The organism is Streptomyces sp. NPDC059852, from assembly GCF_042731455.1.
In the GTDB taxonomy this organism is placed as follows: Bacteria; Actinomycetota; Actinomycetes; order Streptomycetales; family Streptomycetaceae; genus Streptomyces.
Genome location: NZ_JBHWJK010000002.1, coordinates 185,192 through 211,230, shown reverse-complemented (window position 1 = coordinate 211,230; position 26,039 = coordinate 185,192). Strand labels below are relative to the sequence as shown.

Here is a 26,039-nt window from a genome sequence, read left to right as displayed (position 1 = left end):
AGAGGTAAATCCAATGGCTGGACCCCAGCGCCGCGGTGGCGGTGCCGGTGGCGGCGAGCGGCGGGACCGGAAGGGCCGTGACGGCGGCGCAGCTGCCGCCGAGAAGACCGCGTACGTTGAGCGCGTCGTCGCGATCAACCGCGTCGCCAAGGTTGTGAAGGGTGGTCGTCGCTTCAGCTTCACCGCGCTGGTCGTGGTGGGCGACGGTGACGGCACCGTGGGTGTCGGTTACGGCAAGGCCAAGGAGGTGCCGGCCGCCATCGCCAAGGGTGTTGAGGAGGCCAAGAAGCACTTCTTCAAGGTCCCCCGTATCCAGGGCACCATCCCGCACCCCATCCAGGGTGAGAAGGCTGCCGGCGTCGTCCTGCTCAAGCCCGCGTCCCCCGGTACCGGTGTTATCGCCGGTGGTCCGGTGCGTGCCGTGCTCGAGTGCGCCGGTATCCACGACGTGCTGTCGAAGTCGCTCGGCTCCGACAACGCCATCAACATCGTGCACGCGACCGTGGAGGCCCTGAAGGGCCTGCAGCGTCCCGAGGAGATCGCGGCCCGCCGTGGTCTGCCGCTCGAGGACGTCGCCCCCGCGGCCCTGCTGCGTGCGCGTGCCGGGGCGGGTGCGTAATCATGGCGCAGCTGAAGATTACGCAGGTCAAGTCCTACATCGGCAGCAAGCAGAACCACCGCGACACCCTGCGGTCCCTTGGTCTCAAGGGCATCAACACGCAGGTCGTCAAGGAGGATCGTCCCGAGTTCCGCGGCATGGTGCACACCGTCCGCCACCTCGTGACGGTCGAGGAGGTCGACTGATCATGGCGGAGCAGAACCCGCTGAAGATCCACAACCTCCGTCCGGCCCCCGGCGCCAAGACCGCGAAGACCCGTGTCGGTCGTGGTGAGGCGTCGAAGGGTAAGACGGCCGGTCGTGGTACCAAGGGCACCAAGGCCCGCTACCAGGTTCCGGAGCGCTTCGAGGGTGGCCAGATGCCCCTCCACATGCGTCTCCCGAAGCTGAAGGGCTTCAAGAACCCGTTCAAGACCGAGTACCAGGTCGTCAACCTGGACAAGCTCGCCTCCCTCTACCCCGAGGGCGGCGAGGTCACGGTCGCGGACCTGGTCGAGAAGGGTGCCGTTCGCAAGAACAGCCTCGTCAAGGTGCTCGGCCAGGGCGAGATCTCCGTGGCGCTGCAGGTGACGGTCGACGCCGTCTCCGGCTCCGCCAAGGAGAAGATCACCGCCGCCGGCGGCAGCGTCACCGAGCTCGTCTGAGTGCATCAGGCGTCTTGATGACTTGAGCGATCCCGACCGGGGATACCCCACAAATGGGGTATCCCCGGTTGGTCGTTCCTAGGGGGGCGGTCTCGCCGGTAAGGTGGCCTGCACTGCCCACTTTCACCGGGTGCTCCCCATGGGGCACTCTGAGCGGCAGCTGACCGTTAGCTAAGTCGTTCCCTATCAGTCGAACCTCAGACCGTCACCCTTGACGCAGTTGCGCGGGGGTCGCAGGAGGCACCGTGCTCACCGCGTTCGCCCGGGCGTTCAAGACGCCCGACCTGCGCAAGAAGCTGCTCTTCACGCTCGGCATCATCGTGATCTACCGGATCGGTACCCACATCCCGATCCCCGGCGTCGACTACCGGGCCGTTCAGGTCTGTATCGACCAGGCGAGCACGAACCAGGGCATCTTCGGCCTGGTCAACATGTTCAGCGGCGGCGCGCTGCTGCAGATCACGATCTTCGCGCTCGGCATCATGCCGTACATCACGGCGAGCATCATCCTGCAGCTGCTGACCGTCGTGATCCCGCGTCTGGAGGCCCTGAAGAAGGAGGGCCAGGCGGGTACCGCGAAGATCACGCAGTACACCCGTTACCTCACGGTCGCGCTCGCCATCCTCCAGGGCACCGGCCTGGTCGCCACGGCCCGCAGCGGCTCGCTGTTCCCGCAGTGCGCCGTCGCCGGCCAGATCGTCCCGGACCGCTCCATCTTCACGACCATCACGATGGTCATCACCATGACCGCCGGTACGGCCGTCGTCATGTGGCTCGGCGAGCTCATCACCGACCGCGGCATCGGCAACGGCATGTCGATCCTGATGTTCATCTCGATCGCCGCGACCTTCCCGGCCGCGCTGTGGGCCATCAAGCAGCAGGGCGACCTGGCGGACGGATGGATCGAGTTCGGCACGGTGATCCTCGTCGGCCTGGTCATGGTCGGCCTGGTGGTCTTCGTCGAGCAGGCCCAGCGCCGAGTGCCCGTGCAGTACGCCAAGCGCATGATCGGCCGCCGTTCCTACGGCGGTACCTCGACGTACATCCCGCTCAAGGTGAACCAGGCGGGTGTGATCCCCGTCATCTTCGCGTCGTCGCTGCTCTACATCCCGGCACTGATCGTGCAGTTCTCCGGATCGACCGCCGGATGGGCCGCCTGGATCCAGCAGAACCTGGCCTCGACCTCGGCCCCGATCCACGTCGCGCTGTACTTCCTGCTGATCGTCTTCTTCGCCTTCTTCTACGTGGCCATCTCGTTCAACCCCGAGGAAGTCGCGGACAACATGAAGAAGTATGGTGGCTTCATCCCGGGCATCCGGGCTGGCCGACCGACCGCTGAGTACCTGTCGTACGTACTCAACCGGATCACGTGGCCGGGCTCGCTGTACTTGGGTCTGATCGCTCTCGTGCCGACACTGGCGTTGGCAGGTTTTGGGGCAAACCAGAACTTCCCGTTCGGCGGGACCAGCATCCTGATCATCGTGGGTGTCGGTCTTGAGACGGTGAAGCAGATCGAGAGCCAGCTCCAGCAGCGCAATTACGAAGGGTTCCTCCGCTGATGCGAATCGTCCTCGTCGGGCCGCCGGGCGCCGGGAAGGGAACGCAGGCCGCGTTCCTGGCCAAGAACCTGTCGATCCCGCACATCTCCACGGGCGACCTGTTCCGCGCCAACATCAGCCAGCAGACGGACCTCGGCAAGCTCGCGAAGTCCTACATGGACGCGGGCGTCCTGGTGCCGGACGAGGTCACCATCGGGATGGCCAAGGACCGCATGGAGCAGCCGGACGCCGAGAACGGCTTCCTGCTCGACGGCTTCCCGCGCAATGTGTCGCAGGCCGAGGCGCTCGACGAGATGCTCCGCTCCGAGGGCATGAAGCTCGACGCGGTGCTGGATCTCGAGGTCCCCGAGGACGAGGTCGTCAAGCGGATCGCCGGACGGCGGATCTGCCGCAAGGACTCCAGCCACGTTTTCCACGTCACGTACAGCCCGCCGAAGCAGGAAGGCGTCTGCGACGTCTGCGGCGGCGAGCTGTACCAGCGGGACGACGACTCCGAGGAGACCGTCCGCAAGCGGCTCGAGGTCTACCACACGCAGACCGAGCCGATCATCGACTACTACAAGGCGCAGGGGCTGGTCGTGACCATCTCCGCCCTCGGCAAGGTCGAGGAGGTCACGGCTCGCGCCATGCAGGCGCTGAAGCGTGACGTGGACGCCACGTAGGAGTCACCAGCTCGTACGGCGCAGCCGCGGTTCCCGGTCAGGGGGCCGCGGCTGCTGCGTGGGGCGGGGTGTGGCTCCGCCCTTATGGTTGAGAAAAGTCCCGCAGTCCGGTCCGAGAAAGGCCCCGCCGCCATGGTGCAGATCAAGAACCCCGAGCAGATCGCCAAGATGCGTGAGGCGGGGCTGGTCGTCGCCGCCATCCACGCGGCCACCCGGGAGGCCGCGGTGCCCGGGGCCAGCACCAAGGATCTGGACGAGGTCGCGCGCAAGGTGCTCGCCGAGCACGGCGCCAAGTCGAACTTCCTGGGCTACGGCGGCTTCCCGGCGACGATCTGCACGTCCGTGAACGACGTCGTCGTCCACGGTATCCCCTCGGAGAACGTCGTCCTCAAGGACGGCGACATCATCTCCATCGACTGCGGCGCCATCGTCGACGGCTGGCACGGCGACGCCGCCTACACGGCCTTCGTCGGTTCCGGGCACGCCCCCGAGCTGGTGGAGCTCTCCCGGGTGACCGAGGAGTCGATGTGGGCCGGCATCGCGGCCATGAAGCAGGGCAACCGCCTCGTGGACGTCTCCAGGGCCATCGAGACGTACATCCGCCGCCAGCCCAAGCCGGGCGGCGGCCGCTACGGGATCATCGAGGACTACGGCGGCCACGGCATCGGCACCGAGATGCACATGGACCCGCACCTGCTGAACTACGTCGAGCGCCGGCGCGGCAAGGGCCCCAAGCTGATCCCCGGCTTCTGCCTGGCCATCGAGCCGATGGTCTCCCTGGGCACCCCGAAGACCGAGGTCCTCGAGGACGACTGGACCGTCATCACGACGGACGGCACCTGGTCCTCCCACTGGGAGCACTCGGTCGCACTGACCGAGCAGGGCCCCCTGGTCCTGACGGCCCCCGACGGCGGCAAGGCCAAGCTGGCGGAGCTGGGCGTCACGGCGGCTCCCGATCCGCTTGCGTAAGGATCTCCCCTGTGGGGCAGACTTCCCCGATTCGTGTTTCCGGGTGCCCTGACGTAGACTGACTCGTCGGCTCTTGTGTACCCGCATGTCCGCATGCGCTCCCACAGAGTCGATCAAGGTAGTCGATTCGAAGGGCGAAGCGTGGCCAAGAAGCAAGGTGCCATCGAGATCGAGGGCACTGTCGTCGAGTCTCTTCCGAACGCCATGTTCAAGGTCGAGCTCCAGAACGGCCACCAGGTCCTGGCACACATCAGCGGCAAGATGCGTATGCACTACATCCGCATCCTCCCTGACGACCGGGTCGTGGTGGAGCTGTCTCCGTACGACCTGACGCGTGGCCGGATCGTCTACCGCTACAAGTAGATCTTGCCCGGGCCCCGGTTCCTCCGGGGCGTTGGCACTGACCCGGAGAACCTCACCCCATGAAGGTCAAGCCGAGCGTCAAGAAGATCTGCGACAAGTGCAGGGTGATCCGCCGTCACGGTCGGGTCATGGTCATCTGCGACAACCCGCGCCACAAGCAGCGCCAGGGCTGACGTACGACCACACCCCTCTGCACCGCTATCGCAGAGATTCGCGCGACGCGAGCTGAATTGTTCATACGCAGAGCCCCGGCGAAGTCATCGCCGGACACCCCCGGTTCGGAGGCCGGGGACCCAGTTCGTACCTGGTACGGCGGCTGGGAACCGGTTCTGCGGAAGACCTCCGACAACCACCAGGAGCCATTGAATGGCACGCGTTTCCGGTGTTGACATCCCGCGCGAAAAGCGCGTGGAGATCGCCCTCACCTACGTGTTCGGCATCGGCCGGACTCTTTCGCAGCAGACGCTGGCCGCCACCGGCGTCGACCCGAACACCCGCGTTCGCGACCTCTCCGAGGAGCAGCTCGTCGCGATCCGCGAGTACGTCGACAACAACATCAAGACCGAGGGTGACCTCCGTCGCGAGATCCAGGCCGACATCCGCCGCAAGGTCGAGATCGGTACCTACCAGGGTCTGCGTCACCGTCGCGGTCTGCCCGTCCGCGGTCAGCGCACCAGCACCAACGCGCGTACCCGCAAGGGCCCGCGTCGCGCCATCGCCGGCAAGAAGAAGCCGGGCAAGAAGTAGTCCTCAGCGGACTTCGCAGTCCAGCGGTCTTCGCTGTAGGACCGACCACCTCCCGTAGGAGTACAGATGCCCCCCAAGGGTCGTCAGGGCGCTGCCAAGAAGGTGCGCCGCAAGGAAAAGAAGAACGTCGCTCACGGCCACGCGCACATCAAGAGCACGTTCAACAACACGATCGTCTCCATCACGGACCCGTCGGGCAACGTGATCTCCTGGGCCTCCGCCGGCCACGTCGGCTTCAAGGGCTCCCGGAAGTCCACGCCGTTCGCCGCGCAGATGGCCGCCGAGTCGGCTGCCCGCCGCGCCCAGGAGCACGGCATGCGCAAGGTCGACGTGTTCGTCAAGGGCCCGGGTTCCGGTCGTGAGACCGCGATCCGCTCCCTGCAGGCCACGGGCCTCGAGGTCGGCTCCATCCAGGACGTCACCCCGACCCCGCACAACGGCTGCCGTCCGCCGAAGCGCCGTCGCGTCTGACGCACGCTTCACCGGGCTTTTCGGGCGGTACGGCTCCTCGGGGCCGTATCGCCCGTACCCTTGCAGTACCCGTCCCTCTTGCCGGGGGCGGTTTCCGTCGGACGTCAAATAGCGGGCGTCCACGAAAGAAGGATCTGATCCACACATGCTGATCGCTCAGCGTCCCTCGTTGACCGAAGAGGTCGTCGACGAGTTCCGCTCCCGGTTCGTGATCGAGCCGCTGGAGCCGGGCTTCGGCTACACCCTCGGCAACTCCCTGCGCCGCACCCTCCTGTCGTCGATCCCCGGAGCCGCTGTCACCAGCATCCGCATCGACGGTGTCCTGCACGAGTTCACCACCGTGCCGGGCGTCAAGGAGGACGTCACCGACCTGATCCTCAACATCAAGCAGCTGGTCGTCTCCTCGGAGCACGACGAGCCCGTCGTGATGTACCTGCGCAAGCAGGGCCCGGGGCTGGTCACCGCCGCCGACATCGCGCCCCCGGCCGGTGTCGAGGTGCACAACCCCGACCTCGTCCTCGCCACGCTCAACGGCAAGGGCAAGCTGGAGATGGAGCTGACGGTCGAGCGTGGCCGCGGTTACGTCTCCGCCGTGCAGAACAAGCAGGTGGGCCAGGAGATCGGCCGTATCCCGGTCGACTCCATCTACTCGCCGGTGCTGAAGGTCACGTACAAGGTCGAGGCCACGCGTGTCGAGCAGCGCACCGACTTCGACAAGCTGATCGTCGACGTCGAGACCAAGCAGGCGATGCGTCCCCGTGACGCCATGGCCTCCGCCGGTAAGACCCTGGTCGAGCTGTTCGGTCTCGCCCGCGAGCTGAACATCGACGCCGAGGGCATCGACATGGGTCCGTCCCCCACGGACGCGGCGCTGGCGGCCGACCTCGCGCTCCCGATCGAGGAGCTCGAGCTGACCGTCCGCTCGTACAACTGCCTCAAGCGCGAGGGCATCCACTCCGTGGGTGAGCTCGTGGCGCGTTCCGAGGCCGACCTGCTCGACATCCGCAACTTCGGTGCGAAGTCGATCGACGAGGTCAAGGCGAAGCTGGCCGGCATGGGCCTGGCCCTCAAGGACAGCCCGCCCGGATTCGACCCGACCGCCGCCGCCGACGCCTTCGGTGCGGACGACGACGCGGACGCGGGCTTCGTGGAGACCGAGCAGTACTAAGAGCTCGGGCCTTCCGGTCCGTACTCGGGTGCGGGTGCGCTGTGGTTTCTCGCGCAGTTCCCCGCGCCCCTTCCGGGCGCGGCCCCTTCCGGGGCCTGTGCCCGGATCTCCGACGGGCGACCGCCCGCTCGGATACTGACCCCGGTACCTGATACGGCCGGGGCAGACACACAGGAGAAAGAACATGCCGAAGCCCACCAAGGGTGCCCGTCTGGGCGGCAGCGCCGCGCACGAGAAGCTCCTCCTCGCGAACCTGGCGAAGAGCCTCTTCGAGCACGGCCGGATCACCACCACCGAGGCGAAGGCCCGCCGTCTGCGGCCGTACGCCGAGCGTCTGATCACCAAGGCGAAGAAGGGCGACCTTCACAACCGCCGTCAGGTGCTCCAGGTCATCACGGACAAGGGCATCGTCCACACGCTCTTCACCGAGATCGGCCCGCGGTACGAGAACCGCCCGGGTGGCTACACCCGGATCACCAAGGTCGGTAACCGCCGTGGCGACAACGCGCCCATGGCTGTCATCGAGCTGGTCGAGGCGCTGACGGTCGCCCAGGAGGCCACCGGTGAGGCCGAGGCCGCCACCAAGCGTGCCGCCAAGGACGCCGAGGCCGCCGAGACCACGGTCGACACGACCAAGGCCGACGAGGCTCCCGCCGAGGAGTCGAAGGACGCCTAGTCCGGGCTGTTCGATCGCGGGTCCGTCCCTTCCGGGGGGCGGGCCCGCTTTCGTGTCGCTGAGAGGATCTACGGGTGAGTGACGAAGTGGAACCCGGGTACGTACGGCTGCGCCTCGATCTGTCGTACGACGGCACCGAGTTCTCCGGATGGGCCAAGCAGGCCGGCGGGCGGCGGACCGTGCAGGGGGAGATCGAGGACGCGCTGCGGACCGTCACCCGGTCCGGGGGCACCACGTACGAGCTGACCGTCGCGGGGCGGACGGACGCCGGGGTGCACGCGCGCGGGCAGGTCGCGCACGTGGATCTGCCGCGCGCGGTGTGGGCCGAGCACAGCGAGAAGCTGCTCAAGCGGCTCGCCGGACGGCTGCCCAGGGACGTGCGCGTATGGGCGCTGCGCGAGGCGCCCGCCGGGTTCGACGCCCGGTTCTCCGCGGTGTGGCGGCGGTACGCCTACCGGGTGACCGACAACCCCGGGGGCGTCGATCCGCTGCTGCGCAACCACGTCCTGTGGCACGACTGGCCGCTCGACGTGGACGCGATGAACGAGGCGGCCGGGCGGCTCCTCGGGGAGCATGACTTCGCCGCCTACTGCAAGAAGCGGGAGGGCGCCACGACGATCCGCACCCTCCAGGAGCTGAGCCTGGTGCGCGGGGACGACGGGATCGTGACGGCGACCGTGCGGGCGGACGCCTTCTGCCACAACATGGTGCGCTCGCTCATCGGGGCGCTGCTGTTCGTGGGGGACGGGCACCGGCCCCCCGACTGGCCCGGCAAGGTGCTCGCCGCCGGTGTCCGGGACTCCGCCGTCCACGTCGTACGGCCGCACGGGCTGACCCTCGAAGAGGTCGGATACCCGGCGGACGAACTGCTCGCCGCGCGGAACAAGGAGGCACGGAACAAGCGCACGCTGCCCGGCGCCGGCTGCTGCTAGCTCACTCCCGGTCCCAGCTGGCCAGCGTGTCGGCGAGGGCTTCGGCCGCGTCGTCCGCGTCGGGGCCGTCCCCGCGGGCGACGGCGGCCAGCTCCACGTGCAGGAACAGGGCGTGCCGGCGCTCGGCCGTCCTGCCCTGCACGTTGGCCGTGCCCTCCAGCGGGCAGCGGGCCGACCAGCCGCGGCAGACCCGCAGGCCGTCGGCCTCCAGCCGGTCGGCCAGGGCGGTGGCCTCGCCGGGCGCGCTCTGGGCGGCGCCGCCGGAGACGATGGCCTCGTAGGGACGCTCGCGGGTCCGGGAGAATCCGTGCAGCTGCAGGCCGGGCACCCCGCGCTTCTGCAGTTCCTCGACGACCGTGTGGAAGGCGCTGTCCTCGCGGTGTGCCACGTCCGCCGTACCGGAGCGACCGGCCCTGCGGTGGGCGCCGGCCAGGACCAGGGCGCCGGACGGGGTGTCCTCCAGGAGCCGGACGCCCAGTTCCTCGGTGGCCCGGTCGGAGACCGGGTGGGGCACCTGGACGTTCCAGCGCAGGGCCGAGTCGGCGTTCAGATAGAGGCGTCCCCAGTGCGCGGCGTCCCCGTCGGGCTCGGTGGCGGCTATCTCGTCGTAGCGGCGGCCGGAGTCGGTGTCGGTGAGGCGGGTCACGGAGAGGCCGAGGGGGGAGAGCCGGCGCTCGGCCTGCGCGGCGTCGCCGTCGAGCAGCGCGCCCACGCCGTCCGCCAGCCGCTCGCGCTCGTCGTCGCCGGGCGGGCGGTAGTCGCCGTCGGGTGCGAAGTCCGCCGTGTACGTGAGGATGCGGCTGCGCAGATCGACGAGTTCGCGCGCCTGCGGAGCCGAGGGTTCCGGGCGGTCGGCCGGGGCCGCGTCGCAGGAGGCCAGTGCGAGGGTCAAAACCACCGGGGCAAGAAAGCGAGTGAAATGTGATGCTCTTGTGACAAAGGACGGCGATCGAGATGTGAGTGGCATGTGAGTATGTCGCGGTGACATTCCGTAAGTCTCTCCGTATAGGTCGCTCGGTGGCGGTTCTGGGGGCTTTGGTGGGCCTCGTGGCCGCCTGTTCCTCCTCCGAGCCGTCCGGGGCCCAGGTGAAGCCGGGGGGCCGCTCGTTCACCGTCGCCGCCGCGGGTGATGTGCTCATCCACCCCGAGCTGGTCGACCAGGCGGCGAAGGACGCCAAGAAGACCGGTGAGGGGCAGGCCGGGCTGGACTTCGGACCGCTGATGGCGGGTGTGAAGCCCATCATCAGCAAGGCCGACCTGGCCATCTGTCACATGGAGACGCCGGTCGGCACTCCCAAGGGGCCCTTCGAGGGGTACCCCGAATTCCTGGTCCCGCCGCAGATCCTCACGACCCTCAAGGACGTGGGGTACGACACCTGCTCGACGGCCTCCAACCACACCTTCGACCACGGCCTCAAGGCCGTGAAGCGCACCCTGGACGCGATGGACGAGGTGGGTCTGGGACACACCGGGTCCGCGCGTACGCCCAAGGAAGCAGAGCAGATCAACATCCGGGACGTCAACGGCGTCAAGGTCGCTCACCTGGCGTTCTCGTGGGAGTCGTTCCTGAACCCCACGCCCGAGAAGCAGAAGTGGGCGTTCAACCGGCTCGGCACCGAGGAGATCAAGAAGGCCGAGGAGCGGGCCCGCAAGAAGGGCGCCGAGGTCGTGATCCTCTCCGTCCACTGGGGTCTGGAGCACTACAACGAGCCCAGCGTGCCGCAGTTGCAGCTGGCCGAGCGGATCACCAAGGAGACCGGGGTCGACCTGGTGATCGGCCACCACGCCCACGTCGTGCAGCCCATCCAGAAGGTCAACGGCACCTGGGTCGCCTACAGCCTGGGCAACCAGGTGGCCCGTCACTCCTCGCCGACCGGGCTCACGGAGGAGGGCGCGATCGGCTGGTTCGAGTTCAAGGAGACGTCGGACGGCGGCTGGAAGGTCGACGCGCGCTACCGGACCACGCTGGTCGATATCCCGCCGGAGCTGGAGGAGGGGGAGAAGGCCCCCCGGGGCGCGGTCGTCGACCACCGGCTGGTGGACGTGCAGGACGCGCTCGACCACCCCGGTGACCTGTCCGAGGACCGGATGGCCCGCTACCGGCTGGCCGCCGACCGGACGCGCGGCTTCCTCTACAACCGGGGCGCGCCCGGCGGCGACGGCCTCGAGCCGCTGTCCCTGGAGAAGTGACCAGGGACACAGCAAGCTCTTTCGCGCCGTAGCCCAACCCCTGCGCGTGTCGGAAGTCTTTTAAAGCGACGGCGTCTCATGCCCGCGTCAGCGGTGGCTCCTGCGAGCGCCTGAGTAGTGAAGAGGCGAAGGAAACCACCGGTGACTCCAACCCAAGCACCCGCGCGTCCCGGACGCGGCGGTCGGCGGCGCATGCGCAGACGGGCGGACATGCCGCTGCTGGGCGGCGTGCGACCGCCGATCGCGCTGCTGTGCCTGCTGATCGTCGCCCTGGCCGGGCTGACCGCGAAGGTGCTGGGCCCGGGCGGCGACCCCGTCGTGCCGAAGGCGGTGCTGGGCTCCCAGCAGCACTTCGCGGAGGACGGCGCCATCGCCCTACGCGCGTCGATCGACGAGCGGGTCACCGACCTGAACCGCACCGCGGCCACGCTGAACGCCGGCAAGTCCGCGGACCCGGAGCGGGTGCTGTCGGACCTGAGCGACGCGTACCAGAAGTGGACCGGCACCACGGTCCTCGACCTGGAGAGCGGCAAGGTGCTCGCCGCCAGAGGAGAAACGATTCCTCTGGGCTGGCTGGACAAGGACGTGCTCCAGGGGAGGAACGCCCTCACCCCGCGCATGGTCCGGCTGAGGACCGGCGACGTCCGGCTGATGACCATGGCGCTCCTCGACTGGAAGGACCGCCCGCAGCAGCTCCTGATCGCCTCCAACAGCCTGTCCGTGCCCGCCATCAACCTGGGCCCGTTCCGCTCCATGGCGGTCGTGGCCCGGGGCGGCGAGGTCCTCGCCACGGCCGGTTTCGAGCAGGCCGAGGCGCTGAACTCGGACGCCGAGCGCGACGAGCTGACCTTCCTCCAGAAGCAGATGAGCCGCCTCTCCGAGGAGGCCGCCAAGGAGACCGAGCAGGACCCGGTGAGCGCGAAGGAGCCCGGCTCCCGCGGCTACCCCGGTGTCAGCGGGACCCTGCTCGGCGACTCCTTCAACGGCCGGATCGCCACCGCCGGCTACGCCTCCCTCGCCTCCGCGGACCCCGAGCAGCGCAAGAGCGTCGGCGCGGGCCTCGGCCTGACCGTCGTGGCCATGCTGCCCGTCGTGCAGGAGGAGACCGCCGGTCAGGAGCGGGAGCTGTACGGGCTGATCGCGGCGGGCGTGCTCGTCGTCGTCGGCCTGCTCGCGGCCGCCCTGCTCTGGCGGGCCGTGCAGCGCCCCCTGCTCGCCCTCTTCCTGGAGTCCCGCCGGCTCGCCCGCGGCGATCTGACGCGGCCCGTCGCCGTGCCCCGCTGGGGCGAGGCCGCCCGGGTCGGCGCCGCCCTGGAGCGGCTGCGCGCGCAGCTGGCCGGCGGGGACGTGGAGCCCTCGACCCAGCGCACCCCCCGTCGCGGCCGGTTCGGGCTGCGGGTCCCGCTCGCGCTGACCGCCGTCCTGCTCCTGCTGTGGTGCGTCCCGGTGGGCCTCCTGCTCAACCGCACGGACGCCTCGGTCAGCGTGCCCAGCACCATGGTCAACGACCAGCGCGACCGCACCGACCTGGTCGCCGACCGGGTCCGCCGGGCGCTGAACGAGGCCCAGGCCGACCTCGTGTCCATGACCCGGCTGATCGACCCGGCCGACCCCGGCGCCGCCTCCGGTGTGCTGTCCGGCGCCCTGCGCGAGCACACCCGCTACAGCTCCCTGTACGTCATCGACCGGGGCGGCGAGGTCGTCGCGCGCGCCGGCGCCGAACCGCACGCCGGCTGGGGCGGCGACGAGGAGACCAAGGGCGAGGACGCCCAGCTCATCCGGGTGACCGGCGAGGGCGGCAAGAAGCCCGTCGTCCAGGCCGCGGCCGCCGTCCCGGACCACAAGGGCATGACACTCGTCGGTGAGATCCGCGTCGAGTTTTTGAACTCGCTGCTGGCCCGGCCGGGCCTCGGCGAGGTCCGGGTCGTCGACGCCAAGGCCGAGACCATCGCCGCCAGCGACGGCTTCCTCGCCTTCGAGGACCTGCCGCGCGACGCCCTCACCGACCTCGTACGGGCCGGCGGCGTCAAGGTCGGCGCCGGCCCCGTGGAGAACGGGCTGCTCATCCGCGAGGGCCGCTCCGTCACCGTCGCCGCGGCGGCGCCGTTCTCCGGCGGCGGTGTGGCCTCCGACATCGGCTGGACCGTCGTGAGCTGGCAGAACGCCAAGCACTTCGAGATCGCCGCGTACGAGCGCGAGGACCGCAGCGTGCTCGCCGGGCTGCTCGGACTCGCCCTGATCGTGGTCTGCCTGGGCTGGATCCACCTGGTCGTGGTCCGGCCGCTGCGCGCCCTCGCGACCAGCGCCGAGAAGCTGGCCGACGGCGACCTCAAGACCGTGCTGTACCCCCGCTACCACGACGAGGTGGGGGCCGTCGTCCGCAGCCTCGAACTGGTCCGCCAGCAGTTGCAGGCCCGCAGGCAGAACCAGGCGCGCCGGAGTGCCGAGCCCCGGCTCGGCGCCGGAGGAAGGTGACCGGACGTGCTCTACCTCTACTTCGTGCTGCTGATCGGCGGGGTCTCCCTGCTGGTCGCCGGCATCATCGAGCAGCGCAGGCACTACGCCGCCCTGCACACCATCCCCTCGCGGGTGCTGGTCAACGGCATCCGCGGCAAGTCCTCCATCACCCGGCTGTGCGCGGGCGCCCTGCGCGGCGGTGACCTGGTCACCGTGGCCAAGACGACGGGCACCGCGGCCCGCTTCATCCACCCGGACGCCACGGAGGAGCCGGTCTACCGCAAGTTCGGCATCGCCAACGTCGTCGAGCAGATCGGCATCGTCCGCCGGGCCGCCACCTACCGTCCCGACGCCCTCGTCATCGAGTGCATGGCGGTCATGCCGGCGCTCCAGGAGGTCAACCAGAGCAAGCTGATCCGCTCGACGATCGGCGTGCTGTGCAACGTCCGCGAGGACCACCTCGCCGAGATGGGCCCGACCCTGGACGACGTGGCGCGTTCGCTGTGCCGCTCCATGCCGGAGAACGGCATCTGCGTCACCGCCGAGAAGGAGCGCTTCCACATCCTCCAGGAGGAGGCGGACGCCCGGAACTGCAAGCTGGTCTACGCCGACCCGGAGACCGTCAGCGACGAGGAGCTGCGCGGCTTCAGCTGGTTCACCTTCAAGGAGAACGTGGCGATCGCCCTGGTCGTCGCGGAACTGCTGGGCGTCGAGCGCAAGGTCGCGCTGCAGGGCATGTACGACGCCCCGCCGGACCCGGGCGTGCTCTCCGTGGAGCGCTATGTCGCCCCCGACGGCAAGCGGCTCGCCTTCGCCAACGTGTTCGCGGCGAACGACCCCGAGTCGACGCTGATGAACATCAACCAGCTGCTCGACCTCGGCGCGATCCGCCGCCCGCTGAACGTCGTGATCAACTGCCGCCCGGACCGGGTGGAGCGCAACGGGCAGATGGGCGAGATCATCCCGGACCTGCAGCCGGACAACGTCTTCGTCATCGGCCACCCGTCCAAGAGCGCCATCGACGCCATCCCCGCCGACTGGCGCGACCGCGCGGTCGACCTCGGCGGCGAGCGGCGCTCGGCGGACGAGTTCATGCCGACCCTGCTGGGCCGGATGGCCGACGGCTCCTCCCTGGTCGCCATCGGCAACATCCACGGACAGGGCGAGGAGCTGCTGGAGTACCTGGCCGAGCTCCCCGCCGACGAGAGCGCGGTGGAGGAGGCCCCGGAGGCGGTGGTCAGCGCACCGCAGCAGGCCCAGCGCCTCGACCCGTACGCCTCCTACCCGACGGCCTACGAGGAGCGGTACCAGGCCTCGCAGACCCAGGAGATCCCGGTCGTCCGCATCCCGCAGCAGCCGACGGCGTCGTACGGCGACACCGCGGCGGCCTACGCCGGCGCGCCCGGTCAGCGGCAGGCCGACGGCTGGGGCGCACGGGACGGCGGGTACCCGCCGCAGGGCGGACACGGCCCGGCTGCGGCACCGTACGGACAGCAGCCGGCACATCCGCAGCCGCAGCCCGGCCCCGGCGCGGAGCCCGCGCCCGAGTCGCAGGCGTCCGGCTGGTTCCAGGCCCCGCCGGTGCGCCGGCCGCGCGCACCGCACCAGCCCGCGCGTCCGCAGCCGCCGCAGGGCACCGGCCCCGACGGGCACCCCGGGCAGCCCTACGGCACGGGCCGGGCACCGCGGCAGCCGCACCCCGACGAGCACCAGGGCAGGCCACCGCGCCCGCCGGCCGGCGACGGCGGACACCCCCCGCGCGCCTGACCCCGCGGGGCGGCTGCCGCGCAGGCCGCCCGCCCCGCCCACGAACCCGCACCCCTCTGTCCGGAGACCCCGTTGACCACCGCCGCCCTGACCCCCGAGATGGCCGCCCTGGGCATCGCCATCGGCCTGTTCTTCTCGCTGCTGTGCTATCTCACGACCAATCTGTCGCCCGGCGGAATGATCACCCCCGGCTGGATCGCGCTCACCCTCATCGAGGACCTCCAGCGCGCGGCCATGGTGGTCGGCGTCACCGCCCTCACCTACGGCGGCACCAAGATCATGCAGCGGCTGGTGATCCTCTACGGCAAGCGGCTGTTCGCCGCGGTGGTGCTGCTCGGCGTACTCCTCCAGGCCACGGTGATGATCGTGCTCTCGCTGGAGTTCCCGCTGCTCTACGGCAACCAGACGCTCGGCTTCATCGTGCCGGGCCTGGTCGCCTACCAGATGGTGCGCCAGCCCAAGGGGGCCACGCTGCTGGCCACCGGAACGGTGTCCCTCATGGCCTACATCGTCGTCGCCGCCGGCCTGCTGCTCGGCGTCATGCCGACCGTCTGAGATCCGAGGAGCAATCGATGGCAGGGAAGAAGAAGTCGAGGCCCGTCGTCACCGGCCTGGTGCTGCTGGCGCTGGTCGGCACCTCCGGCTACCTCACGGTGGAGCTGCGCAAGCAGGAGGACCCCGGCATCACCGAGGTGCGCAACGTCGGCGTCCTGGAGGGCGGCCGCAGCACGGGGGCCACTGAAGGCAGGACGACCTGGTCGCGGCTGGAGAACCCGGCACGGTCGGTGCTGCGCGGCGACGACGGCCAGATCAAGGCCGTCTTCACGGACGGCGCGCGCATGGCGACGCTGACCGGCCCGGCCCGCACCTTCCAGGAGCCCGCCTCCACCGCGTCCAAGGTCAGCACCACGGACTGGGTGCGGCTGATGCCGGAGAAGTGGACCAAGGGCGCCGAGAAGAAGAAGTGGTTCAAGGACTGGTACGCCGAGTACAAGGACAGCAAGGAGGACGACGTCTTCGCGTTCGCCTTCCAGTACGTGGCGGGCGCCCCGGAGAAGAAGGACGAGCAGGGCGTCGCCTACGCCGGTGACGCCAACTTCGGGCCGCTGAACACTACCGGTGCCGAAGGCGGCGACCTGCGTCTGGAGCAGTCCGACTTCTACGACTACCTCCAGGTGCCCTACCCGTTCCGGGACGGCACCGTCGGGCAGCCGGAGGCGATGCGCGCCAAGTCCATCGACTGCTCGGGCTTCATCCGCATGGTGCTGGGCTACCGGGCCCGCTTCCCCCTGATGTCGTCCGACACCTCCGGCGACGGCCTGCCCCGCACCGCCAACGGCATGGCCCGCTCCAAGGTCGGCGTCGACATCCTGCCGCTCACCGGCATCTCCGCGAAGGACCGGCCCTCCGCGATCGACCAGCTCCAGCCGGGCGACCTGGTCTTCTTCAAGCTGGACACCCGCACCGGCGAGCGTCTGGACCACGTCGGCATGGTCCTCGGCCACGACACCGAGGGACACCTGATCTTCGTGTCCAGCCGCGAGGAGGTCAACGGGCCCACCATCGGCGACGTCGGCGGTGTGTCCCGGCTCGACGGCAACGGCTACTACGCCAAGACGCTGCGCAGCGCCAAGCGGCTCTAGGGGGCGTCTTGCCGATCAGGCCGGGCTCATCGACAAGACACCCCTAGGCCGGGCCGGGGTCCCCGGCCCGGTGGAGACCGCCGAAGGGGCGGCCGGTCACTCGCCGGCCGCCGCCGACGCCTGGGCCTCGCCGCGCCGGCGGATCTGACGGAACGTGAACTCGGCGAGGTCGTCACCGGCCTTGAAGGCGGCGGTGTCCTTGTCCGTCATGTTCCGGCCGTTGGTGAAGCCCGTGATCGTGAAGTAGGCGTACCGGCCGTAGGAGTTGGCGGTCGAGCGGCAGACCGCCGCGGTGCAGAAGTCCTTGACGCCCTTGCCGGACAGCGAGCGGACGATGTCCTTCTTGGTGTCGACCTTGCCCTTGACCTTCTGGGCCTTCGCCTCGGTGTCGAAGACGGCCACGCCGACGGTCACCGCGATGCCGTCCTTGACGTAGGAGACCCGCATGAAGCGGGTGCAGCCGCCCTCGGCGAGGAGCTTCGGCAGCCCGCCCTTGGTGGCGGCGGAACAGTTCTTCGTGTCGTCCGTCGCGCCCTTCTTGTAGACCGTCTCCCCCATGGTCAGCTGGGTGCCGGGGAAGAGGATCTGGGCGCCGAGCGGGGCCGTGTCCTTGTCCTTGCCGGCGACGAAGTCCTTCGGGTCCAGCGGCGGCGGCGCGCTGGTGGGCGCGAACGACGGGACGGCCGCCGACTCGCCCGGCAGGTCGGCCGTCGAGGGCAGGCCGGAAGCCGGTTTGCCGGACGCTGAGTTGTCCCCGTTCGCCGACACCACCGCCACGGCGACGGCCGCGCCGATGGCGACGGTGGCCAGTGCGCCACCGCCGATGAACAGCATCCGGCGCCGCTTGTTGCGGGTCTCCGACGCCTCGGCCAGCGCCGCCCAGTCCGGGGTCTGGTCGGTGCCGCCGCTCCACGGCTGCTGGGAATGCGGTTTCCAGGGATCCCACTGGGACGGGGGTCCCCCCTGCTGCCCGTAGCTCATGGGGCGCATCTTAGACGGACGTCGGGTGTGCCGGTCCGCCCCAAAGGGCCCTTCGGCACCTAGCGTTCAGAGGGTGAGCGAGCGCAAAAGCGACATCTCCGGGTGGTTGGTACGACGGGCGTCCTGGCCGCTGTGGGTCGCGCTGGGCGCCGTGCTGGGGGCCCTCGTGGCGCGCACGGCCCGGCTGACCTCGCGCGGAGGGATGGACAACGCCATCGTCGTACGGGCGGCGAAGGCGTGGCTGGACGGGGGCTCGCCGTATGACGACCCCCACTTCCTCTATCTGCCGAGCGCGGTGCTGGCCGCCGCCCCGCAGGTGCTGGTGGAGCGGGACGTGCTGTGCGTGCTGGCGCCCCTCGTGGTGACCGGGTGCCTGGTGGGCGGCTGGATCTGCGCGCTGCGGCTGCACGGCGTCCCCCTGCGCAGCCGCTTCGCGGCCCTCGGCCTGCTCGCGCTCGCGGCGGGCTTCGCCCCCTTCGCCCATCTCGTCTGGCTGGGCAACTGGACGGCGACCGCGGCCCTGGCCCTGCCCCTGGCGCTGCTGCTCGCCGGGCGCGGACGGTGGGTGGCCGCGGCGGTGGTGCTCGGGGCGGCGGTGGCGCTGAAGCCGCTGCTCGCGCCGATGGGTCTGCTGTTCGTGTTCGCCCGGCGGTGGCGGGCCCTGGGCGTGCTGGTCGCCGTGCCGGTGGCGGCCTCGGCCGGCGCGGCCCTGGCACTGCCGGACCCCGCCGGGTTCTTCACCCGGACCGTGCCATTCCTGCTCAGCGGAGACGACCGGTTCGTCCGGCTCTACGAGGCGTCCCCGGCGGCCGTGCTGCCCCGGCTGGGGGTGCCCGGCGCACTGGCCGGGGCGCTGGCGTTCGCGCTGGCCGCGGCGGGGCTGGTGTGCGCCCACCGGCGCTGGCGCGGCGAAGAGGGCCCGCTGCGGTACGCGGAGACCGGGGCGCTGCTGATGCTCTCGGCGTTCCTGGTCTCCCGGCCGTCGTACGACCACTATCTGCTGGTCCCGGTGCCGCTGCTGCTGGCCGGGCTGCCGTACGCGGCGTCGGTGACCCGCTCGGTCTGGTTCTGGATGGCCCTGGTGCCGCAGCTGCCCGGTGTGACCTGGCCCTATCTGGAGGCGGGGGAGCGGCGGGCCTTCCGGGACGCCGTGACGCTGTGTGCCCTCGCGGTGACGGTGGGACTGCACTCCTGGCGGCGGGCGGGCGGCAAGGGGGCGCCGGCCGTGCCCGTCCCGCCCTCGCGGGGGGCCGCGGCGCCGAGCAGCGTGTCCGGCGTGTGACGGGCGGGCCCCGGGGGTCGTCTACTCTGGACCCGGAACAGCGACGCCGGCCGTGGGCAACCCGTTTTGACCCGGCTGGGGCGCCGCAGGTATCCTGCATGTTCGTTGTGTATTGGCTTGCTCATTCTCACGGGACGGGCCCTTACACCGGTCCACCGGGCCGATGACCAGCAACCCCACGTACGCGGTATGCGTCGCCGCAGTGGCTCAGGCTGTCGTGATCGTTTCGGTGACCTGTTCAGGACCATTCACTCGAAGCGAAGGCTACGAACCGTGCGTACGTACAGCCCCAAGCCCGGCGATGTGACGCGCCAGTGGCACGTCATCGACGCTCAGGACGTCGTCCTGGGTCGTCTCGCCACCACTGCCGCGACGCTCCTCCGGGGCAAGCACAAGCCGATCTACGCGCCGCACGTCGACGCTGGTGACTTCGTCATCATCATCAACGCCGACAAGGTGCACCTCTCCGGCAACAAGCGGACCCAGAAGATGGCGTACCGCCACTCCGGCTACCCGGGTGGTCTGCGCTCCGTCCGTTACGACGAGCTCCTCGACAAGAACCCCGAGAAGGCCATCGAAAAGGCCGTCAAGGGCATGCTCCCCAAGAACACGCTGGGCCGTCAGATGCTCTCGAAGCTGAAGGTCTACAAGGGTGACCAGCACCCGCACGGCGCGCAGCAGCCGCAGCCGTACGAGATCACCCAGGTCGCGCAGTAAGTCCGGCCACCCCCTAAGACTGAAGAGAATCTGAGGAGAATCGTGGCCGAGACCACTGCCGAGCAGCCGCTCGAAGAGCTTGACATCGACAGCTACACCACCGAGTCCGAGGTTCCGGTGGAGGGCGAGTACACCTCCGAGTCCCTCGCCTCGCGCTTCGGTGAGCCCCAGCCGGCCGCCGGCCTGGGCCGTCGCAAGAACGCCATCGCCCGTGTCCGGATCGTCCCGGGCACCGGCAAGTGGAAGATCAACGGTCGCACCCTCGAGGACTACTTCCCGAACAAGGTGCACCAGCAGGAAGTCAACGAGCCCTTCAAGGTGCTCGAGCTCGAAGGTCGTTACGACGTCGTCGCCCGCATCTCGGGTGGCGGTGTCTCCGGTCAGGCCGGTGCGCTCCGTCTCGGTGTCGCCCGCGCGCTGAACGAGGCCGACGTCGACAACAACCGCGGCCCGCTGAAGAAGGCCGGCTTCCTCAAGCGCGACGACCGTGCGGTCGAGCGCAAGAAGGCCGGTCTCAAGAAGGCCCGCAAGGCCCCGCAGTACAGCAAGCGCTAAGCGCCAGCTGCCTCTGCACGTACTCCGGTACTCCGAACGCCCCGGCGGCACGCCACTGTGCCACCGGGGCGTTCGTCTTATCACCGGGCGCGGGCGTATAACGGCACAAGACGTTCAAAGGCTTGTGTGATCCGGTGCCCAGGCATGGAATGCCTGGAAGCGGGAGCCACCGGCGGCAGGCGGCAGGGCGGGCGCCGGCTCCGCTTCCCGGTAGTGAAGTTTCCTCAGGAGGACAAGTGGGACGACTCTTCGGCACGGACGGCGTGCGGGGTGTCGCCAACGCGGATCTGACGGCCGAGATGGCTCTCGGTCTCTCCGTGGCGGCGGCGCACGTACTGGCCGAGGCGGGCACCTTTGAAGGCCACCGGCCGACCGCGGTGGTCGGGAGGGACCCGCGCGCGTCCGGGGAGTTCCTGGAGGCGGCCGTGGTCGCCGGCCTCGCGAGCGCCGGCGTGGACGTCCTGCGTGTCGGTGTGCTGCCGACGCCCGCGGTGGCGTATCTCACGGGCTCGCTCGGCGCCGACCTCGGTGTCATGCTCTCCGCCAGCCACAACGCCATGCCCGACAACGGGATCAAGTTCTTCGCCCGCGGCGGCCACAAGCTCGCCGACGAACTGGAGGACAGGATCGAGTCGGTGTACGACTCCCACCGGCACGGCGAGCCGTGGGAGCGGCCGACGGGCGCGGGCGTCGGCCGGGTGCGCGACTACGACCAGGGCTTCGACGACTACGTCGGGCACCTCCTCGGCGTGCTGCCCAACCGCCTGGAGGGCCTGAAGATCGTCCTCGACGAGGCGCACGGCGCGGCGGCCGGTGTGTCGCCGGAGGCGTTCCGGCGGGCCGGCGCCGAGGTCGTCACCATCGGGGCCGAGCCGGACGGGCTCAACATCAACGACGGCTGCGGCTCCACCCACCTGGACAAGCTGAAGGCCGCGGTCCTCGAGCACGGCGCCGACCTCGGGGTCGCGCACGACGGCGACGCCGACCGCTGCCTGGCCGTGGACCACACCGGTGACGAGGTCGACGGCGACCAGATCCTCGCCGTGCTGGCCCTCGCCATGCGGGAGCGGTCCGTGCTGCGGTCCGACACCGTGGTGGCGACCGTGATGTCCAACCTGGGCTTCAAACTGGCGCTGGAGCGCGAGGGCCTGAAGCTGGTGCAGACGTCCGTCGGCGACCGGTATGTGCTGGAGGAGATGAAGGAGCACGGCTACGCCCTCGGCGGCGAGCAGTCCGGGCACGTCATCATCCTCGACCACGCCACCACCGGCGACGGCACGCTGACCGGCCTGCTGCTCGCCGCCCGCGTCGCGCAGACCGGGCGCTCGCTGCGGGAACTGGCCGGCGTCATGGACCGGCTGCCGCAGGTGCTGATCAACGTTCCCGACGTGGACAAGTCGCGGGTCAGGACGTCGGCGGAGCTCGCGGCGGCCGTCACCGACGCCGAGCGTGAACTCGGCGCCACCGGACGGGTGTTGCTGCGCCCCTCGGGCACCGAACCGCTGGTCCGCGTGATGGTCGAGGCGGCCGACATCGAGCAGGCCCGGTCCGTGGCCGGCCGCCTGGCCGACGTGGTGAAGTCCGCGCTCGGCTGACACCCCGTCAGGGAGGCGGTGGACCGCGTGGCGTGAGGCGCCGTGCGGTCCCCGCTCTCAGACGGCGTTGACCTTGCGCGGCTGACGGGACCAGAACCACCGCTGGAGCAGCAGTGTGAGCGTGCCCGCGAGGACGATGCCCAGCAGGTTGAGCAGGAGCTGTTCCGAGGAGCCCCAGGTCTGCCGGGTGTCGCCGTAGCTGAGGGCGACGGCCGCGTTGGCGGCGGCCGGCACCGTCGTCACCGAGATGGCGACGCCCACCAGGGCGCCGGACTTGGCCGAGGTCAGCGAGAGGGTTCCGGCGATCCCCGCGAGGACCGCCACGATGAACGAGAACCAGTCGGGGGCGTAGACGAAGGCCGTGTTGGGCCGGTCGGCCTCCAACTGCCGTTCGGAGAACAGTCCCAGCGCGTCCATGAACCAGCTGAAGCCGACGGTCACCGCCATCGCGACGACGAAACCGGAGATGAGCGCGATCAGCGAGCGCAGGGCCAGCCGGGGCCGGCGCCGCACCATCGCCGTGGAGATCCCGGCCAGTGGTCCGAACTCCGGGCCGACCGCCATCGCCCCGACGATCAGCACCGCGTTGTCCAGCACCACACCGCAGGCGGCGATCATGGTGGCGAGCGTGATGAACGCCAGATAGGTGGCGGACAGCGTCGACTCCTCGTGCGTGGCCTCCGTCAGGTGGTCCCACAGCACCGCGTCCGCGGCTTCGCCGGGCGCGTCCTTCTCGGCCTGTTCGGCCCGCCGGGACAGCGACAGGTCGATGTTCTCCACGGCGATGGACCCGTCGTCCTCGATCCCCAGACGCTGGAGCCCGGTGAGGAGCGCGTCGCCCGACTCCCGCGCCACGTCGCACAGGACGAGGTCACCGGCGGGGTCGCGGGCAGCGCCGGACAGGACGACGAGATGGGCCGTCCCCACCGTCCGCTCGATCAGCCGGACCACGTCATCGGTCCGTTCGGGAGGCGAGATCAACCGGAGGTGGAGCATGGGGGCAGCGTAGCCGTCACAGCTTGCGCAGACTCAGGCGCTGCACCTTGTGGTCGGGGCCCTTGCGGACGACGAGGGTGGCACGGCCGCGGGTGGGGGCGATGTTCTCCACCAGGTTCGGCTTGTTGATGGTCCGCCACATCGTCCGGGCGTAGTCCAGGGCCTCCTCCTCGGACACCTGGGTGTACTTGCGGAAGTACGAGGACGGGTTCTGGAAGGCCGTCTCGCGCAGGCGCTTGAAGCGGTGGAGGTACCAGCTCTCGATGTCCTCCGCGCGGGCGTCGACGTACACGCTGAAGTCGAAGTAGTCGGCGAGACCGACGCGGGTGCGGCCGTCCTTGCCCGGCAGGGCGGGCTGGAGCACGTTCAGGCCCTCGACGATCAGGATGTCGGGCCGGCGCACGGTGAGCCGCTTGTCCGGGACGATGTCGTAGATCAGGTGCGAGTAGACGGGGGCGGTGACCTCGTCCTTGCCCGCCTTGATGTCGGCGACGAAACGGGTGAGCGCCCGCCGGTCGTACGACTCGGGGAACCCCTTGCGGGACATCAGGCCGCGCGCCTGCAGCTCCCGGGTGGGCAGCAGGAAGCCGTCGGTGGTGACCAGTTCGACGCGCGGGTGCTCGGGCCAGCGCGACAGCAGCGCCTGGAGCAGACGGGCCACGGTGGACTTGCCCACCGCGACCGAGCCGGCGACCCCTATCACGAAGGGCGTGCCGGCCTGGGAGCCCTGCTCCCCGAGAAAGGTGTTCAGCGCGCCGCGCAGGCCGTCGGTGGCACCGATGTAGAGATTGAGCAGGCGGGAGAGCGGGAGGTAGATGTCCCGCACCTCGTCGAGGTCGATGACGTCACCGAGACCGCGCAGCTTCTCGACCTCCTCCGCCGTGAGCGGCAGCGGGGTCTTGTCGCGCAGCGCGCTCCACTCCGAGCGGGTGAGGTCCACGTAGGGAGTCGCCTCCGGCCGCTGCCGGTGGGCGCTCCGGGGGATCGAGGAGACCGGAGAGATCACAGTCCATTGTTACGGCAGTACGAACGGACGGCAGGGTGGGATCCGTCACTCGGCGCCGATCCGGCTGCGTCCGGCCGCCGGGAGCGTTCGTACCACCGTAGGAATTTCCGAAATCGGGCACGATTCGGCCCTTTGCGCTCCGTCTTCGGCCGTAGGCTGCCGCGCATGTGCGGAATCGTGGGATACGTGGGGTCGCAGCCGGCGCTCGACATCGTGATGGCCGGACTGAAGCGGCTGGAGTACCGGGGGTACGACTCGGCCGGGGTCGCCGTGCTCGCGGACGGCGGGCTGGCGGCCGGGAAGAAAGCCGGCAAGCTCGTCAACCTGGAGAAGGAGCTGACGGAGCGGCCGCTGCCGACGGGCACCACGGGCATCGGGCACACCCGCTGGGCCACCCATGGCGGGCCCACGGACGCCAACGCCCACCCGCACCTCGACAACGCCGGACGGGTCGCCGTCGTCCACAACGGCATCATCGAGAACTTCGCCGGTCTGCGCGCCGAGCTGACCGAGCGCGGACACGACCTGGCCTCCGAGACCGACACCGAGGTGGTCGCCCATCTGCTCGCCGAGGAGTTCTCGGCGACGGCCGACCTCGCCGAGGCCATGCGGCTGGTGTGCCGCCGGCTGGAGGGCGCCTTCACGCTGGTCGCCGTGCACGCCGACGAGCCGGACGTCGTGGTGGGCGCCCGGCGCAACTCACCGCTCGTGGTGGGCGTCGGCGAGGGCGAGGCGTTCCTCGCGTCGGACGTCGCGGCGTTCATCGCCCACACCCGGTCGGCGATCGAGCTGGGCCAGGACCAGGTCGTGGAGCTGCGCCGGGACGGGGTGCGGGTCACCGGGTTCGACGGGCGGCCCGCCGACGTGCGGCCCTACCGGGTCGACTGGGACGCCGCCGCCGCGGAGAAGGGCGGCTACGACTACTTCATGCTCAAGGAGATCGCCGAGCAGCCCAAGGCGGTCGCCGACACCCTGCTGGGGCGCATCGACGCGAGCGGCTCGCTCCGGCTGGACGAGGTGCGGATCAGCGCCTCCGAGCTGCGCGAGGTCGACAAGGTCGTCATCGTCGCCTGCGGCACGGCCTTCCACGCCGGGCTCATCGCCAAGTACGCCATCGAGCACTGGACGCGCATCCCGTGCGAGGTGGAGCTGGCGAGCGAGTTCCGGTACCGGGACCCGATCATGGACCAGCAGACCCTGGTCGTCGCCATCTCCCAGTCCGGCGAGACCATGGACACCCTCATGGCGCTGCGGCACGCCCGCGAGCAGGGCGCCCGGGTGCTGGCGATCTGCAACACCAACGGGTCGACGATTCCGCGCGAGTCGGACGCCGTGCTGTACACGCACGCCGGGCCGGAGGTCGCGGTCGCCTCGACGAAGGCGTTCCTGACGCAGCTGGTCGCCTGCTACCTGGTGGCGCTGTACCTGGGACAGGTGCGGGGCACCAAGTGGGGCGACGAGATCCGGGCGGTCATCCGGGACCTCTCGCAGATCGCCGGCGCGGTCGACCGGGTGCTGGAGACCATGGAACCGGTGCGGGAGCTGGCACGGAGCCTCGCCGCGAAGAACACGGTGCTGTTCCTCGGCCGGCACGTGGGCTACCCGGTCGCCCTCGAAGGCGCCCTGAAGCTGAAGGAGCTCGCCTACATGCACGCCGAGGGCTTCGCGGCGGGCGAGCTGAAGCACGGGCCGATCGCGCTGATCGAGGACGACCTGCCCGTCGTCGTGGTCGTGCCGTCGCCGCGGGGCCGGTCGGTCCTGCACGACAAGATCGTCTCCAACATCCAGGAGATCCGGGCGCGGGGCGCGCGCACCATCGTCATCGCGGAGGAGGGCGACGAGGCGGTCGTGCCGTACGCCGACCACCTCATCCGCATCCCGGCCACCCCGACCCTGCTCCAGCCGCTGGTGGCGACGGTCCCCCTGCAGGTCTTCGCCTGCGAACTGGCCACGGCCCGCGGCAACGAGGTGGACCAGCCGCGCAACCTGGCGAAGTCGGTGACGGTGGAGTAGGCGGCGGAAACCCTCCGGCGCGCGGGGC

27 protein-coding genes are annotated in these 26,039 nt (G+C 70.1%); 23 read left to right on the top strand and 4 right to left on the bottom strand.

The genetic code is table 11. From position 1 onward, the window contains the following. The first annotated feature begins 13 nt into the window (after positions 1–13). The 13 genes from rpsE to truA all read left to right on the top strand — a co-directional run bounded on the left by rpsE (position 14) and on the right by truA (position 8,809). A complete protein-coding gene (rpsE, locus tag ACFV46_RS03280) occupies positions 14–619 on the top strand; it encodes a 30S ribosomal protein S5 (protein WP_009190144.1) in 606 nt (201 codons plus the stop codon). A gap of 2 nt (positions 620–621) precedes the next feature. Beyond that, positions 622–804, top strand: a complete 183-nt coding sequence (gene rpmD, locus ACFV46_RS03275; protein WP_003974250.1) for a 50S ribosomal protein L30 — start codon at positions 622–624, stop codon at positions 802–804. A 2-nt stretch (positions 805–806) separates the two neighbouring features. After that, positions 807–1,262, top strand: coding sequence for a 50S ribosomal protein L15 (rplO, locus tag ACFV46_RS03270; protein ID WP_062664033.1), 456 nt, complete (start codon positions 807–809; stop codon positions 1,260–1,262). Positions 1,263–1,507: 245 nt separating this feature from the next. Continuing rightward, positions 1,508–2,821 carry a preprotein translocase subunit SecY gene (secY, locus tag ACFV46_RS03265; protein WP_361925655.1) on the top strand — a complete coding sequence of 438 codons (1,314 nt, stop codon included), beginning with the start codon at positions 1,508–1,510 and terminating at the stop codon, positions 2,819–2,821. Then, positions 2,821–3,483 carry an adenylate kinase gene (locus ACFV46_RS03260; RefSeq protein ID WP_361925657.1) on the top strand — a complete coding sequence of 221 codons (663 nt, stop codon included), beginning with the start codon at positions 2,821–2,823 and terminating at the stop codon, positions 3,481–3,483. The genes secY and ACFV46_RS03260 overlap by 1 nt, the downstream gene beginning before the upstream one ends. A gap of 132 nt (positions 3,484–3,615) precedes the next feature. After that, positions 3,616–4,452, top strand: coding sequence for a type I methionyl aminopeptidase (gene map / locus ACFV46_RS03255; RefSeq protein ID WP_385496857.1), 837 nt, complete (start codon positions 3,616–3,618; stop codon positions 4,450–4,452). Positions 4,453–4,593: 141 nt separating this feature from the next. Further along, the gene (gene infA, locus ACFV46_RS03250; protein ID WP_003948620.1) at positions 4,594–4,815 is read left to right on the top strand and encodes a translation initiation factor IF-1; all 222 of its coding nucleotides are present in this window, start codon (positions 4,594–4,596) and stop codon (positions 4,813–4,815) included. Positions 4,816–4,874: 59 nt separating this feature from the next. After that, positions 4,875–4,988 (top strand): 50S ribosomal protein L36, encoded by a 114-nt coding sequence (gene rpmJ / locus ACFV46_RS03245; protein WP_003974245.1) that lies wholly within the window; start codon positions 4,875–4,877, stop codon positions 4,986–4,988. 193 nt (positions 4,989–5,181) lie between these two features. Next, a complete protein-coding gene (rpsM, locus tag ACFV46_RS03240) occupies positions 5,182–5,562 on the top strand; it encodes a 30S ribosomal protein S13 (RefSeq protein WP_004984507.1) in 381 nt (126 codons plus the stop codon). Positions 5,563–5,628: 66 nt separating this feature from the next. Then, the gene (gene rpsK / locus ACFV46_RS03235) at positions 5,629–6,033 is read left to right on the top strand and encodes a 30S ribosomal protein S11 (protein WP_003956432.1); all 405 of its coding nucleotides are present in this window, start codon (positions 5,629–5,631) and stop codon (positions 6,031–6,033) included. A 145-nt stretch (positions 6,034–6,178) separates the two neighbouring features. Further along, a complete protein-coding gene (locus ACFV46_RS03230; RefSeq protein WP_003966937.1) occupies positions 6,179–7,201 on the top strand; it encodes a DNA-directed RNA polymerase subunit alpha in 1,023 nt (340 codons plus the stop codon). Between the two features lie 184 nt (positions 7,202–7,385). Beyond that, complete coding sequence (gene rplQ / locus ACFV46_RS03225) at positions 7,386–7,877, top strand: 50S ribosomal protein L17 (protein ID WP_361925660.1); 492 nt, start codon at positions 7,386–7,388, stop codon at positions 7,875–7,877. Between the two features lie 74 nt (positions 7,878–7,951). Continuing rightward, positions 7,952–8,809 carry a tRNA pseudouridine(38-40) synthase TruA gene (gene truA, locus ACFV46_RS03220; RefSeq protein WP_361925662.1) on the top strand — a complete coding sequence of 286 codons (858 nt, stop codon included), beginning with the start codon at positions 7,952–7,954 and terminating at the stop codon, positions 8,807–8,809. Position 8,810: 1 nt separating this feature from the next. Here the strand turns inward: truA and ACFV46_RS03215 are convergent, their stop codons facing one another. Further along, positions 8,811–9,707 (bottom strand): hypothetical protein, encoded by an 897-nt coding sequence (locus ACFV46_RS03215; RefSeq protein WP_385496856.1) that lies wholly within the window; start codon positions 9,705–9,707, stop codon positions 8,811–8,813. Positions 9,708–9,835: 128 nt separating this feature from the next. On the opposite strand from ACFV46_RS03215, the gene ACFV46_RS03210 reads away from it, so the two are divergent. The 5 genes from ACFV46_RS03210 (at position 9,836) to ACFV46_RS03190 (ending at position 16,866) form a co-directional block, all read left to right on the top strand. Further along, complete coding sequence (locus tag ACFV46_RS03210) at positions 9,836–10,999, top strand: CapA family protein (protein ID WP_385496975.1); 1,164 nt, start codon at positions 9,836–9,838, stop codon at positions 10,997–10,999. A 210-nt stretch (positions 11,000–11,209) separates the two neighbouring features. Then, entirely contained in the window at positions 11,210–13,474 is a 2,265-nt protein-coding gene (locus tag ACFV46_RS03205) for a HAMP domain-containing protein (RefSeq protein WP_385496974.1), read from the top strand. A 6-nt stretch (positions 13,475–13,480) separates the two neighbouring features. Beyond that, on the top strand, positions 13,481–15,223 hold the full coding sequence (pgsB, locus tag ACFV46_RS03200) for a poly-gamma-glutamate synthase PgsB (RefSeq protein ID WP_385496855.1): 1,743 nt from the start codon (positions 13,481–13,483) through the stop codon (positions 15,221–15,223). Positions 15,224–15,295: 72 nt separating this feature from the next. Continuing rightward, entirely contained in the window at positions 15,296–15,778 is a 483-nt protein-coding gene (locus tag ACFV46_RS03195) for a poly-gamma-glutamate biosynthesis protein PgsC/CapC (protein ID WP_062664017.1), read from the top strand. A gap of 17 nt (positions 15,779–15,795) precedes the next feature. After that, entirely contained in the window at positions 15,796–16,866 is a 1,071-nt protein-coding gene (locus ACFV46_RS03190) for an NlpC/P60 family protein (protein ID WP_385496853.1), read from the top strand. A 96-nt stretch (positions 16,867–16,962) separates the two neighbouring features. Here ACFV46_RS03190 and ACFV46_RS03185 read toward each other — a convergent pair whose 3' ends face one another. After that, complete coding sequence (locus tag ACFV46_RS03185; RefSeq protein WP_361925670.1) at positions 16,963–17,847, bottom strand: hypothetical protein; 885 nt, start codon at positions 17,845–17,847, stop codon at positions 16,963–16,965. 73 nt (positions 17,848–17,920) lie between these two features. On the opposite strand from ACFV46_RS03185, the gene ACFV46_RS03180 reads away from it, so the two are divergent. From ACFV46_RS03180 to glmM, 4 genes are all read left to right on the top strand, one after another. Beyond that, on the top strand, positions 17,921–19,129 hold the full coding sequence (locus ACFV46_RS03180) for a glycosyltransferase 87 family protein (RefSeq protein WP_385496852.1): 1,209 nt from the start codon (positions 17,921–17,923) through the stop codon (positions 19,127–19,129). Positions 19,130–19,402: 273 nt separating this feature from the next. Then, complete coding sequence (gene rplM, locus ACFV46_RS03175) at positions 19,403–19,846, top strand: 50S ribosomal protein L13 (protein WP_010036634.1); 444 nt, start codon at positions 19,403–19,405, stop codon at positions 19,844–19,846. 42 nt (positions 19,847–19,888) lie between these two features. Further along, on the top strand, positions 19,889–20,401 hold the full coding sequence (gene rpsI, locus ACFV46_RS03170; protein ID WP_062664011.1) for a 30S ribosomal protein S9: 513 nt from the start codon (positions 19,889–19,891) through the stop codon (positions 20,399–20,401). 236 nt (positions 20,402–20,637) lie between these two features. Further along, positions 20,638–21,996: a phosphoglucosamine mutase gene (gene glmM, locus ACFV46_RS03165; protein ID WP_361925674.1), complete on the top strand. Its 1,359-nt coding sequence runs from the start codon at positions 20,638–20,640 to the stop codon at positions 21,994–21,996. A 57-nt stretch (positions 21,997–22,053) separates the two neighbouring features. Here glmM and ACFV46_RS03160 read toward each other — a convergent pair whose 3' ends face one another. Together ACFV46_RS03160 and coaA are read right to left on the bottom strand one after the other, a co-directional pair. Further along, positions 22,054–22,992: a DUF389 domain-containing protein gene (locus tag ACFV46_RS03160; RefSeq protein WP_361925676.1), complete on the bottom strand. Its 939-nt coding sequence runs from the start codon at positions 22,990–22,992 to the stop codon at positions 22,054–22,056. A 16-nt stretch (positions 22,993–23,008) separates the two neighbouring features. After that, positions 23,009–23,998: a type I pantothenate kinase gene (gene coaA / locus ACFV46_RS03155; protein WP_385496851.1), complete on the bottom strand. Its 990-nt coding sequence runs from the start codon at positions 23,996–23,998 to the stop codon at positions 23,009–23,011. A 165-nt stretch (positions 23,999–24,163) separates the two neighbouring features. On the opposite strand from coaA, the gene glmS reads away from it, so the two are divergent. After that, positions 24,164–26,011 carry a glutamine--fructose-6-phosphate transaminase (isomerizing) gene (glmS, locus tag ACFV46_RS03150; RefSeq protein WP_376729444.1) on the top strand — a complete coding sequence of 616 codons (1,848 nt, stop codon included), beginning with the start codon at positions 24,164–24,166 and terminating at the stop codon, positions 26,009–26,011. The last annotated feature ends 28 nt before the right edge of the window (positions 26,012–26,039 follow it).